This is a genomic window from Paenibacillus sp. AR247, assembly GCF_002968895.1.
In the GTDB taxonomy this organism is placed as follows: domain Bacteria; phylum Bacillota; class Bacilli; order Paenibacillales; family Paenibacillaceae; genus Paenibacillus_AQ; species Paenibacillus_AQ favisporus.
Genome location: NZ_PCZT01000009.1, coordinates 1638056 through 1642233 on the forward strand (window position 1 = coordinate 1638056; position 4178 = coordinate 1642233).

Sequence of the window (4178 nt, forward strand, 5' to 3'; positions counted from 1 at the left end):
GGCAGCAATTTGTTCACAATGCATCCACTCCATGCGTAATATTTTCCAATCTGATCTGTTTGACGGCTTGGTGGATAGAAAGGTTGCATAGACGGTAAAAGGGCACAAAATAACCCCACAAAGTGGGGCTCCTTCATGAAAGCTATTTTGGCATTTTCGGGGGACCTTGCAAAAGGATAAAGTTCGATATCGTAAACCAGTATTCCGTGAAGGCTCCCCTGATCGTCATGAACTAGTGTCTGCCCATATGGAAACCGGTTGCTCTTTCTGCTTTCTGGATGCGGATTTTGAACAGCTGCACTAGATTGGCGCGCGTATGTTCTTCTTGGCAGGAGTCCAATTTTTTTAAAATAAAGCGGTCAATGGACATGCCCATCCTCTCCTTGTCATTGAATTTTCCTTATAAATCCAGGAAGTTTCTTCCTGTTTTGAATATATACCCAGCCGTTTCCGCCTTTAATCAGCGCCTAGCGGCGCAGGTGATGCTCGGCTTCCCTCATCAGCAGCATCATTAGAACATTTATGACAAAAGACGCCACAATCAGCACGAGCCCGAGAATGAGCGCCGCAGCTGGAAGCAGGGCAGCGATGAGCAGGACGACGAACATCGCGGGCACGAGCAGCAAATACCACCGCCAGCGCTGGAGAGCCATGCTTTGAAACTGATACAGACCTCTCCTTCCAGCCAGAGCGCCGATTCCCTGACAAATATGAAACACCATGTACAAATTCAGAAGGAGGATGACCAAGCCCAGCGGAATTCCGATCGCTGCGGAAGCACGGGGCAGGACCGACAAAACAAAGGCAAGAGCGGACACACCAAGCAGGACAGCCGCCGTGTTCCCGGCTTTGCGAAAATGCTCGGAGCGCCGGTTCAGCTTGGCCAGCCCCACATAGAACAGCAGATAGCCGATCACGTCGGGTAAAATGTCAAAACCGTTGATTTGGAAATCAAACATAAACAAAAATCCCCAAAACAGATGATAAAAGCCCATCCTTCCCCCACCTCCCTATTCCTTACTATTATATATTGGAATGACTAGTCCCATTATGACCAGGAAAGAAAGCGCTTTTACATAAAATATTTTCGTTATCATTCGACATCTGTTTCTGCTCAAAAAAAATATTTTTTTGACTTTTTAAACATTTTAATTTACTATATTTATCATAGTTAGTGACTATTTTATACTTAAAGGAGTTTACACCATGTCTACTGTACTTTTTATCAAAGCAAACAACCGTCCCATTGACCAGGCGATCAGCGTGAAGCTGTATCATGCTTTCAAGGATTCCTACACGGCAGCTCATCCGGAGGACGAAATCGTGGAGCTGGACCTGTTCGCCGAACAGCCGCGTTATTACGACCATACGACGATTACCGGCCTGTATAAAACCGCCAACGGCATCGAAACGACACCTGAGGAACGTGAAGCGGCAGCGATCGCCGACCGCTACCTCGATCAGTTCCTGGCCGCCGACAAAATCGTCTTCGGCTTCCCGCTGTGGAACATGACTGTTCCGGCCGTGCTTCATTCGTACCTGGACTACCTGAACCGTGCAGGCAAAACCTTTAAATATACGCCGGAGGGCCCTGTAGGTCTGGCTGGCGATAAGAAGGTCGCTATCCTCAATGCGAGAGGCGGCATCTATTCCGAAGGCCCTGCCGCTGCCAGCGAAATGGCCGTCAACTTCGTTTCGCGCAGCATGGGTCTGTTCGGGGTCAAAGATGTAACGACCATTATCGTTGAAGGCCATAACCAGCTTCCGGATCAGGCTGCCGCATTGGTTGAAGCCGGTGTAGCCAAAGCTGCCGAAGCCGCCAAGAACTTTTAATCCTGCTTATCTGCTTTTAAAATGATTTGCACGGAAGCTGGACAACGATCTCCAGCCCAAAAACCACGATGGTATCCATCGTGGTTTTTTGCTGACTTATTCATCCATCAGCTGCTTCGTCCAATAGGATGAGGATTTGCGCGGGGCCCCACTTTTGGATCCCCGCCCCTTCGGATCAGCCTTGCGCCTGCTTCGTGCTTCTTTTACCGCTTGAAACTTCAGCTCCCGCTGCGTCTTATGGTAATTAGACAGCCGCCGCTCCTCCAGTACGCCTGCTTCCACCGCTTCCCGGACGGCGCATCCCGCCTCGCCTTCATGCTTGCAGTCCGCAAAGCGGCACCGGCCGCCGATCTCCTCGATGTCGGAAAACGCTTGGGCCAGACCTCCTTCGTCTTCGAACAGCCGCAGTTCCCGCATGCCGGGCGTATCGGCCATGATGCCCCCTTGGGGCAGCAGGAACAGCTGGCGGTGCGTCGTCGTATGGCGCCCGCGGCTGTCATCATCGCGGATCCCTTGAGTCTTCTGCACGCCGGCCTCGGACAACCAGTTGACGATGGTCGATTTGCCGCAGCCGGATGAGCCGGTCAGCGCCACGGTGATCCCTTCCCCCAGGTAAGCGGAGACGATGTCGCGTCCCATATCTTCCAGCGCGCTGATGGCGTGAACCGGCACCCCCGGCGCCGCCCCTTCCATCTCAGCGACCTTCAGCTCCGCGTCCGGGCATAGATCGGCCTTGCTGAGCAGTATAACCGGGGTTACGCCGCTGTTCCAGGCCATGATCAAATACCTTTCCATGCGCCTGACGTTAAAATCGTCATTGAGCGAGCTGACCAGAAACAGCGTATCGACGTTGGAGGCGATGATCTGCTCATTAATGGTGGCGACTCCTGCGGCCTGCCGGGAGATGCAGGTTTTACGTTCCAGGACGCTATGAACGATCACCCGCTCTTCCTGCTCCAGCGCCTGAACTTCCACCCAGTCGCCTACAGCCGGCAGCTCACTCCGGTCCTGATGCTCATGCTTCAGCTTGCCCGATACTTCTCCCCATACTTCCCCGGCTGAGGTCCAGACCCGGTACATTTGACCGAAGTCGCTGACGATGCGGCCGGGAACGTGCTGTTTGCGATCTCGCTGCAGCCATTTCTGCTGCCAATCCGTATTCCATCCATAATGCTCTAAATTCAAGTAAAAATCCCTCCAATTAGTGAATGAATGACAAAAAGCCCCCGAAGCTTAGGCTCCGGGGGCATGACTTCTGAATCAATCAGAGAGCATTTCCCTTTTATGCGCAAACCGAAACGTCCGGAAAAAGGCACACCAAATCTGTGATGCCATACCGAAACGTTACCGAACGCAATAAAGCCGCGGCAACCCATGTAGGTCTCCGCGGCTTATTCGGCAAACATGAAACCATGCCTGCTGATGAAATGCCGTATGATCAGACGTGAATCCTCAAATCCGATCGATTATCCAGCCGTCAAAGGAGACCATATATAAAATGTTAAAGGGGTCAAGTTCCATACAATGCTCTTCATCATTTTATATCGTCTCCTTTCCTGTCATTTGCTGCCATCATATACGGAATGCTTGTTTCATGTCAAGCCTTAATTTCCGGACGGGATCAAACCTGCTCCCACTTCGTCCACTGGTCCCGGGGGTTCATTTCATAAATGTCGTTATCCCGAGACATATACCGGTGAATGATAAACTCGCGCCGGATCGTTGCGTAATCATCATGAAACTGCTGTATAAACGCGTTGATTTCTTTCTCAGTGTAACGGCGCCCCGGCTCAAGCTTCTCCACCAGATGCTGCATGGCGATCAATTTCTTCTTGTACTGGGCTGGTATTTGCGCCAGCCTCCCGTCCGCCGCAAAAAAGTTCCTCAGCACCGCCGCCTTCATGGCCTCGTTCATTGGATCGGAGGTTCCCTTCTGCATTTCATCTGCTTTACTCATATACATGTCAGCTCCCTTCATTGCTCATTCGATGTTCGGCCGGACCTCCTTTGATAAATCCCGTGAAAGGTTGGGTAAAATATACCGAGCGCTGTCCGGAAGGAACCAGGCTGCAACTGATCTCCTGCCATCAAACCGGATAGCCCGCCGAAATACCGAAATAATAATTTTAATAAACATCTAATTTGATATGTATCTAATATTATGTCTCTCAAACGAATTTGTCAACGGCACATGTAAAAATCACCGTATATGCAGCATGTTCACGTAAAAATGATCAGCCGCATGCACACCTTGTGCGGATCTCTATTGGCTGTCCATGGTGGTTTTTACCGGAAATTTGCGATACGATAAAACGTGAGTGGTTTATAGACAGAGGAGGAGAAAT

The 4178-nt window shown here is 50.8% G+C and carries 5 protein-coding genes; 1 reads left to right on the forward strand and 4 read right to left on the reverse strand.

Features of this window, described 5'->3' with window-relative positions; genetic code table 11:
- Nucleotides 1–232: 232 nt before the first annotated feature.
- Together CPT76_RS37480 and CPT76_RS15905 are read right to left on the reverse strand one after the other, a co-directional pair.
- Nucleotides 233–370, reverse strand: coding sequence for a hypothetical protein (locus CPT76_RS37480; RefSeq protein WP_163872756.1), 138 nt, complete (start codon nucleotides 368–370; stop codon nucleotides 233–235).
- A 97-nt stretch (nucleotides 371–467) separates the two neighbouring features.
- Nucleotides 468–995, reverse strand: a complete 528-nt coding sequence (locus tag CPT76_RS15905; protein WP_105443573.1) for a hypothetical protein — start codon at nucleotides 993–995, stop codon at nucleotides 468–470.
- A gap of 211 nt (nucleotides 996–1206) precedes the next feature.
- Here CPT76_RS15905 and CPT76_RS15910 point away from each other — a divergent pair, with 211 nt between their 5' ends.
- Nucleotides 1207–1833, forward strand: coding sequence for an FMN-dependent NADH-azoreductase (locus CPT76_RS15910; protein ID WP_076167880.1), 627 nt, complete (start codon nucleotides 1207–1209; stop codon nucleotides 1831–1833).
- A gap of 96 nt (nucleotides 1834–1929) precedes the next feature.
- On the opposite strand, the gene rsgA is transcribed toward CPT76_RS15910, so the two are convergent.
- Both rsgA and CPT76_RS15920 read right to left on the reverse strand, forming a co-directional pair.
- A complete protein-coding gene (gene rsgA / locus CPT76_RS15915) occupies nucleotides 1930–3018 on the reverse strand; it encodes a ribosome small subunit-dependent GTPase A (RefSeq protein ID WP_258168536.1) in 1089 nt (362 codons plus the stop codon).
- A gap of 436 nt (nucleotides 3019–3454) precedes the next feature.
- Nucleotides 3455–3790, reverse strand: coding sequence for a DUF2087 domain-containing protein (locus tag CPT76_RS15920; protein ID WP_258168537.1), 336 nt, complete (start codon nucleotides 3788–3790; stop codon nucleotides 3455–3457).
- Between the last annotated feature and the right edge of the window lie 388 nt (nucleotides 3791–4178).